The organism is Micromonospora sp. MW-13, from assembly GCF_003434305.1.
In the GTDB taxonomy this organism is placed as follows: domain Bacteria; phylum Actinomycetota; class Actinomycetes; order Mycobacteriales; family Micromonosporaceae; genus Micromonospora.
In genome coordinates this window covers 1-13,142 of sequence record NZ_QKKX01000075.1, presented here as the reverse complement: position 1 = coordinate 13,142, position 13,142 = coordinate 1, and the positions used below count along the sequence as shown (strand labels likewise).

Annotated in this window: 8 protein-coding genes and 1 pseudogene; 3 read left to right on the top strand and 6 right to left on the bottom strand. The window is 73.8% G+C overall.

Annotation, left to right across the window (positions count from 1 at the left end):
- Positions 1–1,353 (top strand): annotated as a pseudogene (locus C5N14_RS33495) (hypothetical protein); the annotation flags it as partial.
- 145 nt (positions 1,354–1,498) lie between these two features.
- Here C5N14_RS33495 and C5N14_RS27905 read toward each other — a convergent pair.
- The 3 genes from C5N14_RS27905 to ndk form a co-directional block, all read right to left on the bottom strand.
- Positions 1,499–2,200: a 1-acyl-sn-glycerol-3-phosphate acyltransferase gene (locus tag C5N14_RS27905; RefSeq protein WP_117672347.1), complete on the bottom strand. Its 702-nt coding sequence runs from the start codon at positions 2,198–2,200 to the stop codon at positions 1,499–1,501.
- 145 nt (positions 2,201–2,345) lie between these two features.
- Entirely contained in the window at positions 2,346–5,492 is a 3,147-nt protein-coding gene (gene ileS / locus C5N14_RS27900; RefSeq protein ID WP_117672345.1) for an isoleucine--tRNA ligase, read from the bottom strand.
- Between the two features lie 443 nt (positions 5,493–5,935).
- Positions 5,936–6,361, bottom strand: coding sequence for a nucleoside-diphosphate kinase (gene ndk, locus C5N14_RS27895; RefSeq protein ID WP_117672343.1), 426 nt, complete (start codon positions 6,359–6,361; stop codon positions 5,936–5,938).
- Positions 6,362–6,505: 144 nt separating this feature from the next.
- Here ndk and C5N14_RS27890 point away from each other — a divergent pair, with 144 nt between their 5' ends.
- A complete protein-coding gene (locus C5N14_RS27890) occupies positions 6,506–7,834 on the top strand; it encodes a VOC family protein (protein ID WP_117672341.1) in 1,329 nt (442 codons plus the stop codon).
- Positions 7,835–7,935: 101 nt separating this feature from the next.
- Here the strand turns inward: C5N14_RS27890 and C5N14_RS27885 are convergent, their stop codons facing one another.
- From C5N14_RS27885 to C5N14_RS27875, 3 genes are all read right to left on the bottom strand, one after another.
- Positions 7,936–8,334, bottom strand: a complete 399-nt coding sequence (locus tag C5N14_RS27885) for a DUF4233 domain-containing protein (protein WP_117672339.1) — start codon at positions 8,332–8,334, stop codon at positions 7,936–7,938.
- Positions 8,331–9,602 carry a folylpolyglutamate synthase/dihydrofolate synthase family protein gene (locus C5N14_RS27880; protein WP_243640109.1) on the bottom strand — a complete coding sequence of 424 codons (1,272 nt, stop codon included), beginning with the start codon at positions 9,600–9,602 and terminating at the stop codon, positions 8,331–8,333. The genes C5N14_RS27885 and C5N14_RS27880 overlap by 4 nt, the downstream gene beginning before the upstream one ends.
- Before the next feature lie 104 nt (positions 9,603–9,706).
- Entirely contained in the window at positions 9,707–12,325 is a 2,619-nt protein-coding gene (locus tag C5N14_RS27875) for a valine--tRNA ligase (protein WP_117672335.1), read from the bottom strand.
- 69 nt (positions 12,326–12,394) lie between these two features.
- Between C5N14_RS27875 and C5N14_RS27870 the strand changes: the two genes are divergently transcribed.
- Positions 12,395–13,078 (top strand): hypothetical protein, encoded by a 684-nt coding sequence (locus C5N14_RS27870; protein WP_117672333.1) that lies wholly within the window; start codon positions 12,395–12,397, stop codon positions 13,076–13,078.
- The last annotated feature ends 64 nt before the right edge of the window (positions 13,079–13,142 follow it).

Here is a 13,142-nt window from a genome sequence, read left to right as displayed (position 1 = left end):
GGACGGGCCGGCCCGGACCCGGCGCGGGGCGGCGGTGGGCCGGCCCGGGCGGTCGCCCCCGACCCGACGAAGGTCGACGCCCGGCCGGACCGGACCACCGTCGACCCCGCCGCCGCACCGCCGTCGCCAAGGTGGAGCGGCTCCGCGCCGGTCCCACCACCGCCGCACCGCAAACGGAGCTGGGGCGAGTCGGCGGAGCCCACCCCGCCGCCACCCGCCCCGGTCGGGCACGGCCCGCTGCCGCCCCCGGAGAGCCAGGTGCCGGTGGACCCGTGGGCCGGCGTGGACACCGGCAGTTGGGACCTGCACTCCGCCGAGTTGCCACCGCTGCCGCCGACGCTGTCGTACCCGACGCCGCCGGCCACCGGGCGGTACCCCGGGCCGGCCGCCGGCTCGGCGCCCGTCGTCGGGCCCGCGACCCCGCCGCCGTCGGCCCATCCGGCCACCCCACCGCAGGGGGCCTGGCCGGTCTCGCCCGCGGCCCGGCCCGTCAGCCCGCCGCCGCCCGTGGCCCGGCCACTGACGCCGACCCGTCAGATGTCGCCGCCCGCCCCGCCGCGTCAGGTGTCGCCGCCGACCCCGCCGCGTCACGTGTCGCCGACCCCGCCGCGTCACGTGTCGCCGACCCCGCCGCGTCACGTGTCGCCGACCCCGCCGCGTCAGGTGTCGCCGCCGGCCCCGCCGCGCCACCTGCCGCCGGCCCGGCCGGTCGCGTTGCCCCAGCCGCCGCCGAGCCGGCCGGCCCCACCGCCGACGCCGCCGATCGCGCCGAGGGCCCCCCGCCGGCGCCGTCGGCGCTGGCCGTGGGTGCTGCTGCTCAGCATCGCCTGCTGCTGCGGCTGCCCGGCCTACTGGGTGAAGCCGATGTGGGAGCAGTACCCGGCGAAGGCCGCGCTGCCGCAACAGATCTCCGACCTGTCGCTGCGGGACGACGCCCGCAGCCAGGCCGTCGCGAGGGAACTGGAGAACGGGGTACGCCAGGCGCACGTGCTGACCGAGGACACCTTCGCCGGCGTGTACACCTCATCGGCGGGCAAGCCGGTGGCGGTGTTCGGCGGCACCGGGTTCCGGCTGACCCCGGAGAGCGACGCGGACGACGAGCTGACCCGGCTGACGCAGCCCTACCAGCTCCGGGAGAAGCAGGTGGTGGAGACCGGCGTCCGGGGCCGGTTCGAGCGCTGCGCCGTCGGCGCGCTCGACGGTACCGACGTGGTGGTCTGCACCTCGGTCGACCACGGCAGCCTCACCACCGGCGTGTTCACCCAGCTCTCCGTCGACGACAGCGCCCGACTGCTGGACACCATGCGCGAGCAGATCGTCACGCCCCACCAGGGCACCGGCGCGGCGGGCTGAGCCCCCGGCGGTCCGCAGCCGCGACGATGCCCGGACGGCCCGCGTCAGGAAGCGGCTCGACCGGCTCGCCGACGTCGATGCGGTCGGCGCCCGGGAGAGGCGGCGCGGCAACGACCCACCGTGGCCGCGCGGGGTGGTGGGCCGGTCAGGCCCGGGCCGGCGGCTCGCCCTCGGCCGACGGATGCGCGCGGGGCGGGGTGTGGCGCGGCACGTACTCCTGGCCGGTGAGCTTCTGGATCTCGCTCATCACCTCGTCGGTCATCTCCCGCAGCGAGGTCCGGTCGTCCGGGCGGCCGGTGAAGTCCAGTGGCTTGCCGAACCGCACGACGATGTCCGCCCGGCCCGGCCGGGGCACCCTGGTGCCGATCGGCTGCGCCTTGTCGGTGCCGATCATGCCGACCGGGATGATCGGGACACCGGCAGCGACCGCCAGCCGGGCGGCCCCGGTGCGGCCACGGTAGAGCCGGCCGTCGGGCGAGCGGGTCCCCTCCGGGTAGACGGCGACCAGGTCACCGGCCTTCAGCACCGGGATCGCCGCGTCGAACGCGGACAGCGCGGCCCGGCCGCCGGCCCGCTCGACCGGGATGGCCCCCAGCCCGGTGAGCACGAACTTCGAGAACGCGCCCTTCGGGCCGGTGCCCTTGAAGTACTCCGACTTGGCCCAGAACGCCAGGTGTCGGGGCACGACCGTGCCGAGGAACAGCTCGTCGGCGACGGAGAGGTGGTTGCCGGCGAAGATGGCACCGCCGGTCTCCGGGATGTGCTCCAAACCCTCCACGGTCGGTCGGAAGGCCAACCGGAGCGCGGGCGCCACGGTGAGCCTGCCGATGGTGTAGAGCAGCGGCACTGGTCCTCCGGCGGTCGTACTGAACGGGGCGGTGTCACGGTAGCCGACGCGGTCACGCCGGACCGAACGGGTGGCCGGCCGTCCGCCGCGTGGCGGAGGTCGGCCGGGGAGGGGCCGGCACGGAACCGGGCCCCTCCCCCACATCTCACACCCGGCGGACGGCCACCGTCACCGGTTCGCCCTCGCCGACCTCGCCGGTGAAGCCGGTGACCCCGTCGGTCACGTCGACGGTGTCGGCGAGCACCTCCCGGGCCACGAAGTCGGTGTACGCCGACACGGCCGCCCGGACCTCCGCCGACGCCGACAGCGTCAGCGCGATCCGGTCGGAGACGTCCAGGCCGGCGTCCCGACGGGCCTGCTGCACCACCCGGACCACGTCCCGGGCCAGCCCTTCGGCGGCCAGCTCCGGAGTGACCCCGGTGTCCAGCACGACCACGCCCTCGCCGCCGGGCAGCGGCGCGGAGTGCTCCACGTCGGCGGCGACCAGGCGCAGCTCGTACTCGCCCTCGGCGAGGGTGACCCCGGCGGCGACCGGGGCGCCGTCGACCAGCTCCCACTCCCCCGCCTTGACCGCCTTGATCACCTGCTGGACCTGCTTGCCGACCCGGGGCCCCAGCGCCCGGGGCACCACGGTCAGCACCTGCTGGCAGTACGCGGACACCTCCTCGGAGAACTCCACGACCTTCACGTTGACCTCGTCGGCGACCAGGTCGGCGAACGGGCGTAGCTGCGCCGCCGCCGACGAGGCCACGGTCAGCCGCGCCAGCGGCAGCCGCACCCGCAGGCCCTTGGCCTTGCGCAGCGACAGCGCCGCCGAGCAGACGTCCCGGACGGCGTCCATGGCGGCGACGAGGTCGTGGTCGGCCGGGAACCCGTCCGCGGCCGGCCAGTCGGTCAGGTGCACCGACCGCTCCCCGGTGAGGCCGCGCCAGATCTCCTCGGCGGTCAGCGGCGCCAGCGGCGCCACCACCCGGCAGAGCGTCTCCAGCACCGTCCACAGCGTGTCGAACGCCTCGGCGTCACCGGACCAGAACCGGTCCCGGGACCGGCGGACGTACCAGTTGGTCAGCGCGTCCAGGAAGGACCGGACGGTGGCGCAGGCGCCGGAGATGTCGTACGCGTCGAGCTGCCCCTGCGCCGTGGCGACCAGCTCGTTCGTCTTCGCCAGCACGTACCGGTCGAGCAGGTGCGTCGAGTCGGTCCTGCGCCGCGCGGTGTGGCCGTCGGCGTTGGCGTAGAGCGAGAAGAAGTACCAGACGTTCCACAGCGGCAGCAGCACCTGCCGGACGGCGTCCCGGATGCCCGCCTCGGTGACCGGCATGTCCCCGCCGCGCAGCACCGGCGAGGACATCAGCATCCAGCGCATCGCGTCCGAGCCGTACGCGTCGAAGACGTGGTACACGTCCGGGTAGTTGCGCAGGCTCTTGGACATCTTGCGCCCGTCGGAGCCGAGCAGGATGCCGTGGCTGAGGCAGTTGCGGAACGCCGGCCGGTCGAACAGCGCGGTGGCCAGCACGTGCATGGTGTAGAACCAGCCCCGGGTCTGCCCGATGTACTCGACGATGAAGTCGCCCGGGTAGTGGTGCTCGAACCAGTCGGCGTTCTCGAACGGGTAGTGCACCTGGGCGAACGGCATCGAGCCGGACTCGAACCAGCAGTCCAGCACCTCCGGCACCCGGCGCATCACCGACTTCCCGGTGGGGTCGTCCGGGTTGGGGCGGACCAGGTCGTCCACCGCCGGCCGGTGCAGGTCGGTCAGCCGTACGCCGAAGTCCCGCTCGATCTCCTCCAGCGAGCCGTACACGTCCGTCCGGGGGTAGCTCGGGTCGTCGGAGCGCCACACCGGGATCGGCGAGCCCCAGAACCGGTTCCGGCTGATCGACCAGTCCCGGGCGTTGGCCAGCCACTTGCCGAACGAGCCGTCCCTGATGTGCCCCGGGGTCCAGTTGATCTGCTGGTTCAGCTCGACCATCCGGTCCTTGAACCTGGTCACCGCGACGAACCAGGACGACACCGCCTTGTAGACCAGCGGGGTGTCGCAGCGCCAGCAGTGCGGGTACGAGTGGGTGTAGGTGTCCTGCTTGAGCACCACCCCCCGCTCCTTCAACTCCCGGATCACCGGCTTGTTGACGTCGAACACCTGCTCGCCCTGGTACGGCGGGACCAGCGCGGTGAACCGGGTGTGGTCGTCCACCGTGACCACGGTCGGGATGCCGGCCGCGTTGCACACGTTCTGGTCGTCCTCGCCGAAGGCGGGGGCCAGGTGGACGATCCCGGTGCCGTCCTCGGTGGTGACGAACTCCGCGCCGAGCACCTGGTAGGCGTTCTCGCCGGCCCGCTCGACGAGGAAGTCGTACAGCGGGGTGTACCGGCGCCCGACCAGGTCCGCGCCGCGCACGGTGCCGACCTGCTCGTAGCCGTCCAGCTCCTTGGCGTACGCGCCGAGCCGCGCCGCGCCCACCACGTACCGCTGGCCGTCGCGCTCCAGCACCGCGTAGTCGATGTCGGGGCCGACGGCGAGCGCCAGGTTCGACGGCAGGGTCCACGGCGTGGTGGTCCACACGCCGAGACGCACCGGCCCCCGCACCAGCTCCGGCGCGTTCCCGTCGGCGGTCAGCTCGAACCAGACCGACAGGGTCGGGTCGTGCCGGTCCCGGTAGACGTCGTCCATCCGGGTCTCGGTGTTCGACAGCGGGGTCTCGCACCGCCAGCAGTACGCCAGCACCCGGAAGCCCTCGTACACCAGACCCTTGTCGTGCAGGGTCTTGAAGGCCCACATGACGCTTTCCATGTAGTCCAGGTCGAGGGTCTTGTAGTCGTTGGCGAAGTCGACCCAGCGGGCCTGCCGGGTGACGTACCGCTCCCAGTCCTGGGTGAACTCCAGCACCGAGCTGCGGCACGCCTCGTTGAACCGGGCCACGCCGAGGTCGAGGATCTCCGCCTTGCTGGTGATGCCGAGCTGCTTCTCGGCCACCACCTCGGCGGGCAGGCCGTGGCAGTCCCAGCCGAAGCGCCGCTCCACCCGACGCCCGCGCATGGTCTGGTAGCGCGGCACCGCGTCCTTGACGTACCCGGTGAAGAGGTGGCCGTAGTGCGGCAGGCCGTTGGCGAACGGCGGGCCGTCGTAGAAGACGTACTCGTTGTCCCCGTCGCGGCCGGCGCCCCGGGCCTCCACCGAGGCCTCGAAGGTCTTGTCGGCCGCCCAGTGCTCCAGGACCCGGCGCTCGACCGCGGGCAGGTCCGGGCTCGCCGGGACGCCGGCGGCGGTCGGGTCGTGCAACGGATAGGCCATCGGGAGTCGCTCTCCTCGCGTCGCGACAACTCCGGCTCGGCGCGGCTGACGCCGCGTGACGGCCCGGAGCCGTCGACCTCACTGGTCGTGTGGTCTGCGAGGACGAGCCCCTCCGGTACGCCGTCGCCGGCGCCCGGGGCGGGCCCGCGGTACCACCCCGCTTGGCGGTCAGGATCGACCGCCCGCTCGTTGGCCGGCTGTGACGGGCCGGACCCGTCCGGTTCTACTGGGCCGGGGTGAGCCGGCTGTTCTTCCGGAGGCTCGCCGGTGATGGCCGGGTCGTCGCCTGGTCCCCCAACAATACGCGACCCGCCCCGGCGCCCGCCTCCGACTATTCACCGCCCCGGCGGCGGCGGGATGACCGGCGGCCGGAGAAGCTCACCCGGCTGGCCGGGTGAGCCGGCGGCCGGGCCCACCCCGCCGCGCCCGGCGTCGGAAAGCCGTCAGCCCAGTTCGGGGAACCAGAGCGCGATCTCGCGCTTGGCGCTGTCGGTCGAGTCGGAGGCGTGCACCAGGTTCTCCCGGTTGGACAGGGAGAGGTCGCCGCGGATGGTGCCGGCGGCGGCCCTGCGGCCGTCCGTGCTGCCGATCATGCCGCGCACCACCTCGATGACCTGGTCGCCGGAGAGCACCACGGCCACCAGCGGACCGCTGGTCATGAACCCCTTCAGCGGCGGGTAGAAGGCCTTCTCGACGTGCTCGGCGTAGTGCTGGTCGGCGAAGTCGCCGTCCATCGTCCGGGACACCATGGCGTCGATCCGCAGGCCCTTGCGCTCGAAGCGGGAGAGGATCTCACCGACCAGGCCACGGCGGACCGCGTCGGGCTTGATCAGGACGAGGGTGCGCTCGTCCGGGCTGCTGCTGGACACGCTGGGTTCCTCCTGTGCGCGGAAGGCGGCTCGGCTGGGTACGGTCAGCCTAGCGACCCGGTGCGGGCGCCGGCGCGGCGGCTGCGCTATTCCCTGGGTCGCCGATCCGGCCTAGCCTGGCCCTTGACCCCTGGGAGGTCCACAGTGGCGAATGGCGGGAACCGACCCATCGCGCCGGTACGCAAGCTCATCGCGGCGGTGCTGGGCACCGTGGCGACCTTCGTGGTCCTGTTCGGGCTGGGCATGACCAGCTGGGCGATCGTGGCGCTCGGGGTGGCCCTGCTGGTGCTGGCGATCGCGCTGGCCACGGTGCGCGGCGGCGGCCGGACCTGGGTGGTCGGCGTCGGCCACGTGCACAGCGCCTCCGAGCCGCCCAGCGCGTACGCGTTCGGCCGGTGCGAGTTGCAGCTCGTCATCGACGCGCCCGGCCTGCCGCCCCGGTCGAAGAAGATCATCGAGCCGCGGGTCCCGGTGGCGAAGTGGCCCTCGATCGGGCAGGCCCTGCCGATCCGGGTGGCCCTTGACGACCAGCGGCACGTCCGCGTCCTCTGGGACGAGGTGCCCACGCACGCCGAGACCGCCGCGGCGACGATGGCCGACCTCCCGCCCGAGTACGCCGGCGCCGACCCGGTCGACGAGGTGCTGATCCAGCAGGAGGCGCCGCCGTGGGCCGGCCGCAATCCGGACGACGACTTCCGCGACGATCTCCGCGACCCGCCCGGCTTCCCCGACGACCTGCGTGACCCGCTTGGGCCCGACCCGCTGCGCGACGACGACCTCGGCCCGCTGCCGGAGGGCCGGGAGCCGGTCGTGATGCACCAGCGTCCGGGCGGCCCGGTCGTGCTGGAGGGGACGGTGGTGGAGCCGGCCCCCGGCCCGCTGCCCCGGCGGGCCACCCCGGCCCCCCGCCCGCCGGCCGACGAACGCTTCGAGCCGACCGTCGCCGTCGAGACCATCGACGCGGGCGCCCCGGCCGACCCCATCGACGTGCCGCTGGACGACCCGGCCCCGCGCCCCGGGCCGGCCCCCGACCAGCACGAGCTGGACGAGGCGATCTTCGGCTACGACCCGGAGGCCGAGGCCGTCGACGCGGCGGCCCCGATCAGCGGGGTCGGCATCACCCTGCTGGTCACCGTCCTGGACCGGTCGCTGGAGTTCTACCGGGACACCCTCGGCTTCGAGGAGGTCGACCGGGGCACCGGCAACGCCGTGCTCGCCTCCGGGGCGACCCGGCTGGTGCTGCGCGAGGTCACCGGCGCCGCCCCGATGAGCCGCCGCCTGGTCCACGTCAACCTGGAGGTCGACGACATCCAGGGCGCGTACGAGCGACTGCGCGACTCCGGCGTCCGCTTCACGTACGCCCCCCGGGTGGTGAACCGGGGCACCAAGCTGGAGGTCTGGGCGGCGGCCTTCCGCGACCCGGACGGCCACGGCGTCGCCCTCACCCAGTGGCGCACCCGCGCCGACGCCTGAGCGGCGGGACGGGACCAGGCAGCCCGGCACCGGATCCCGCGCCGCAGGCCCGCCCTGACCACCGCCCCGCTGCCGCCACGCCCACCCCGGCGGGCGGTGGCTCAGCGGCCGAGGATCACCCGGCGCACGTGCAGGGCGTACCCCCAGACCAGGGCGAAGATGATCCCCAGCACCAGGAGCGACCAGTGCAGCAGCCCGGCGAGCAGCAGCGCCCCCTGGAGCACCGTGCCGGCGTGCCAGGCCCACCGCCGGCGCATCATTCCGGCGAGCACCACCGCCGTCACGGCCAGCGCCACGATCACCGCGACGGCCGCGCCGCTGAGTTCCCCGCCGACCACCCGGATCGGCTGGATCGCGAGCAGCAGCACCAGCGCCTCCAGGCCGAGTGTCCCGGCGCCCAGGCCGCGCACCGCCCCCTCGGGGTTGCGTAGCCCGGAGCGCCGCTGACCCGCCCCGTCGCCGGCGTCCTCCGCCTGGCGGTCGGGGTCCGGGGCGGTCATCGCTTCAGCAGCCGGCGGGCGTCGGCCACGGTCACCACCGACCCGGTGATCAGCACGCCGACCCCGGACAGCTCGCCGGGGACGTCGGACTCGGCCTCGGCCACCGCCGCCTCGATCGCCTCGGGCATCTCCTCGGCCACCTCCACCCGGTCCGCCCCGAAGACCTCCCGGGCCAGCGCGGCCAGTTCGTCGGCCGGCATCGCCCGCGGCGAGCTGTTGCGGGTGACCACCAGCGAGTCGAGCACCGGCTCCAGCAGTTCCAGCAGGCTCGCCGCGTCCTTGTCGCCGAGCACGGCGAGCACACCGACCAGCTTGCTGAACGCGAACTCCTCCTGGACGGCGCTCACCGTGGCCGCCATCCCGTGCGGGTTGTGCGCCCCGTCGAGCAGGATCGTCGGCGCGGTGCGCACCTTCTCCAGCCGGCCGGGCGAGCTGGCGGTGGCGAAGCCCTCCCGGACGGCCTCCACGTCGAGCTGCCGGTTCGCCCCGGCCCCGAGGAACGCCTCCACGGCGGCGAGCGCCACCGCCGCGTTCTGCGCCTGGTGCGCGCCGTGCAGCGGGACGAAGACCTCCTCGTACACCCCGCCGAGGCCCTGGATGTTGAGCACCTGGCCGCCGACCGCCACCGAACGGCGCAGCACGCCGAACTCCGACCCCTCGCGGGCGACCGTCGCGCCGACCTCGGCGCAGCGCTCCAGGATCGGCCGGGCCGCCTCCTCCTCCTGCGCCGCGCAGACGACCGTGGCCCCCTTGTGGATGATCCCGGCCTTGTGCAGGGCGATGTCCTGGAGGGTGTCGCCCAGCCACTCGGTGTGGTCCAGCCCGATCGGGGTGAGCACCGCGACGCCGGCCTGGATCACGTTGGTGGCGTCCTCCGCCCCGCCGAGGCCCACCTCGACCACCGCGACGTCGACCGGGGCGTCCGCGAAGGTGGCGAACGCCAGCGCGGTGGTCAGGTCGAAGTAGGTCAGCGGCTCGGCGGAACGCTGGTCGACCAGCTCGGCCAACGGCACCACCTCGCGGTACGTGGCCACGAAGCGTTCCTCGCTGACCGGCTCCCCGTCCAGGCTGATCCGCTCCCGGACGGTCTCCAGGTGCGGGCTGGTGTACCGGCCGGTGTGCAGCCCGAACGCCCGCAGCAGCGAGTCGATCATCCGGGCGGTCGAGGTCTTGCCGTTGGTCCCGGTCAGGTGGATCGACGGGTACGCCCGCTGCGGGCTGCCGAGCAGGTCGAGCAGCGTCTCGATCCGGTCCAGCTCGAAGTGCATGCGGGTGAACCCGCGCGCGGCCAGCTCGGCGTCGACGGCGGCGAACTCGCCGCGGTCGCCGCCGCCGTCGCGAGCGGCGCGGTGGGTGCGATCGTTACGGTCGGTCACGAGGGCAGCGCCTCCAGAGCGGCGTCGATGCGGACCAGGTCGGCCTCGGCGGTGGCGAGCCGACCACGGATCTTGGCGACCACCGGCTCCGGGGCCTTCCCCACGAACGCCGGGTTGTCCAGCTTCGCGCGGGCCTGCGCCACCTCCTTCTCGGCGGCGGCGCGGTCCTTGGTCAGCCGGGCCCGCTCGGCGGCCACGTCGATCGAGCCCCGGGTGTCCAGCGCGACGCTCACCTCGCCGGGCATGGCCAGGGTCGCGCTGGCCTGGAAGTCGTCGCCGGCCGGGTCGAGCCGGACCAGCGAGCGGACCAGCCGCTCGTGGGCGGCGATGCCCGCGCCGGCCAGGCCGTCGAGCCGGGCGACCACCCGCTGGGTGGGCCGCAGGCCCTGGTCCGAGCGGAACCGCCGGATCTCGGTCACCACCCGCTGGACGGTGCCGACCTCGCCCTCCGCGGCGTCGTCGATCCCGGTACGGTCGGCGACCGGCCACGCGGCGGTCAGCACCGTCTCCCCGCCGGTCAGCGCGATCCACAGCTCCTCGGTGACGAACGGGATCACCGGGTGCAGCAGCCGCAGGAGCTGGTCCAGCACGTGCCCGAGCACGCGCCGGGTGGCGTCGGCCGCCGCCCCGCCCTCGGCGAGCACCGGCTTGCTCAACTCCACGTACCAGTCGCAGACGTCGTCCCAGGCGAAGTGGTACAGCAGGTCGCAGACCTTCGCGAACTCGTACGCCTCGAACTGCTCGTCCACCTCGGCGGTGACGTGCGCCAGCCGGGACAGGATCCACCGGTCGACGGTGGAGAGCTGCTCGGCCGGGGGCAGCGGACCGCCGGTGTTGGCACCGTTCATCAGCGCGAACCGGGTGGCGTTCCACAGCTTGTTGCAGAAGTTGCGGGAGCCCTGGCACCAGTCCTCGCTGACCGGGACGTCCTGGCCGGGGTTGGCGCCCCGGGCGAGGGTGAACCGGGTGGCGTCCGCGCCGAACCGGTCGATCCAGTCCAGCGGGTCGACCACGTTGCCGAACGACTTCGACATCTTCTTGCCGTGCTCGTCGCGCACCATCCCGTGCAGGGCGACCACGTCGAACGGCTGCCGGCCGTCCATCGCGTAGAGGCCGAACATCATCATCCGGGCGACCCAGAAGAACAGGATGTCGTACCCGGTGACCAGGACGCTGGTCGGGTAGAACTTCGCCAGGTCCGGGGTCTGCTCCGGCCAGCCGAGGGTGGAGAACGGCCACAGGCCGCTGGAGAACCAGGTGTCCAGGACGTCCTCGTCCTGGTGCCAGCCCTCGCCGGCCGGCGGCTCCTCGTCCGGGCCGACGCAGACGATCTCGCCGTCCGGGCCGTACCAGACCGGGATGCGGTGGCCCCACCAGAGCTGGCGGGAGATGCACCAGTCGTGCATGTTGTCGACCCAGGCGAAGTAGCGCTTGGCCAGCTCGGCCGGCTCGACCTTCACCCGGCCGTCGCGCACCGCGTCCCCGGCCGCCTTGGCCAGCGGCGTGGTGTTGACGAACCACTGCAACGACAGCCGCGGCTCGACCGTGGTCCTGCACCGCGAGCAGTGGCCCACCGCGTGCACGTACGGCCGCTTCTCGGCCACGATCAGGCCCTGCTCGCGCAGCGCGGCGACGATCGCCGGGCGGGCCTCGTACCGGTCCAGGCCCTCGAACGGGCCCGGCGCCGTGATGATGCCGCGCTCGTCCATGATCGTCAGGGCCGGCAGGTCGTGCCGCTGGCCGATCTCGAAGTCGTTCGGGTCGTGCGCGGGGGTCACCTTCACCATGCCGGTGCCGAAGCTCGGGTCGACGTGCTCGTCGGCGACGATCGGGATGCGCCGGTCCGTCAGCGGCAGGGCGACCTCGGTGCCGATCAGGTGCCGGTACCGCTCGTCGTCGGGGTGCACCGCCACCGCGGTGTCGCCGAGCATCGTCTCGGCGCGGGTGGTGGCCACCACGACCTCGTCGCCGTACCGGATCGAGATCAGCTCACCGTCGTCGTCGGTGTGCTCCACCTCGATGTCGGACAGGGCGGTCAGGCAGCGCGGGCACCAGTTGATGATCCGGTTGGCCCGGTAGATCAACCCGTCGTCGAAGAGCTTCTTGAACATGGTCTGCACGGCCCGGGACAGCCCCGCGTCCATGGTGAAGCGCTCGCGGTCCCAGTCGACCCCGTCGCCGAGGCGGCGCATCTGGCCCAGGATCGCGCCGCCGGACTCGGCCTTCCACTGCCACACCCGCTCGACGAACTTCTCCCGGCCCAGGTTGTGGCGGGACAGGCCCTCGCCAGCAAGCTGCCGCTCGACCAGGTTCTGGGTGGCGATACCGGCGTGGTCCATGCCCGGCAGCCAGAGCGCCTCGAAGCCCTGCATCCGCTTGCGCCGGGTCAGGGCGTCCATCAGGGTGTGCTCGAACGCGTGGCCCATGTGCAGCGAGCCGGTCACGTTGGGCGGCGGGATGACGATGGCGAAGGGCGGCTTGTCGCTGCGGGCCGACGCCCGGAAGTGCCCGGCGGCTACCCACTGCTCGTACCGTCGCTGCTCTACCTCGCCGGGCTGGTACTGGGCGGGCAGGGTCGGGGCGTCGGGGCGTCGGGCATCCAGTCTCTCGGTCACCCTGAAAGTCTACGGAGCGCTTCCGCGGACCCGACGTGCGCCACCTGCCCTTCGCGTACGGTGTCGGCTATGTCCGACGCACATCTCACCGAGCGACCGCTCGCCGACGAGCCAGAGCCGATCAACCTCACCGAGGAACCGATCCGGCTCAGCAACCGGGACCCGGAGGACGCCGCCGGGCGGCGCGGTCCCCGGTCCCGGCGCCGACGGATCGCCCTCACGGTGGTCCTGGCGGCGGGCCTCGCCGGCATCGGGGCGCTGGGCGTCGCCGGCTGGCGGGTGGCGCAGCAGAAGGACGCCCGGCTGGCCGCCCCGGCCACCGTCGCCGGGCTGCAACGCGACGACAGCGAGCGGGCCCGCAGCACCGCCGACTACCTGCGCGCCGGGCTGGCCGCCGACATCGACCTGGATCGCAGCCTCGGTGCCGTGTACCGCGACCCGGCGGACGACAGGCGCTCGGTGCTGATCTTCGGCGGCACCACCCTGCTGTGGCAGCCCGAACGTGACCTGGACACCCTCTTCGGCCTGATGGCCGACGAGACCGGGAAGGTCACCGGGCTGCGCGAGGTGCCGGCGGGCGGGTTCGGTGGGGTGATGAAGTGCGGCACCACCAGCGGCGACGGCGGCGACTTCGCCGTCTGCGGCTGGGCGGACCACGGCAGCGTCGCGATGGCCATGTTCCCGGGGCGCACGGTGGACGCCGCCGGTGGCCTCATGCGGCGGATCCGCGAGGACGTGCAGACCCGCTCCTGAGCGGGTGCCCCCGGGGCCGCACTGGGGCGGTCACGCCGGAGCGGCCCCGGTCGCGATCCGGGAA